The 529-nt window shown below is 59.9% G+C and carries 1 protein-coding gene; it reads left to right on the top strand.

Going from position 1 to position 529, the window contains the following annotated elements:
- Positions 1-56: 56 nt before the first annotated feature.
- Positions 57-529, top strand: a 473-nt coding sequence (locus AWB78_RS43080; RefSeq protein ID WP_062613388.1) for a type IV secretion system protein, incomplete at its 3' end; no start/stop codon positions are given.

Genomic DNA, 529 nt, shown 5'->3' with positions numbered 1-529 from the left:
AAAACGATCAACCGAATATCCCGCGAGTCGAGCGCAAAGCAATCACGCGAGCGGAAATGGACGCCTACCGAAAAGAGTGCGGCAGCGCCGAAGTCGATTTGCTCGATGAGGTCTTGCTGTCGCGTAAGCGCGCGTGGCAAGTCGCCGGGGGCTTCGCCGCGTTCGCGCTGCTCGCGTGGCTGGTCACCGGCGGCACCATGCTGCGCTACGCGCAACCCTTGCCGCAATATCTGCTTACGCTCAACAACGCCACCGGTGAGTTGTCGCAGGTGTCGATCGTCACGCAGGACATGGGCATGGATGAAGCGACGGACCAGTATTGGGTGTCGCAATTCGTCATTCACCGCGAAGCCTACGACTTCTATGCCGGACAGACCGATTATGACTTTGTGCGCCTGACGGCGTCGGGACAGGTGGCCGACGATTACCTGCAGCAGTATCGCGGCGCGAAGCCCAAAGACAAGGTGCTGGGCTACTCGGAAAGCACGTCGGTGCACATCAATTCCGTCATTGTCGACACCAGGCATCG

This window comes from Caballeronia calidae, assembly GCF_900044055.2.
Lineage (GTDB): Bacteria > Pseudomonadota > Gammaproteobacteria > Burkholderiales > Burkholderiaceae > Caballeronia > Caballeronia calidae.
This window is presented reverse-complemented; position numbering and strand designations above follow the sequence as displayed.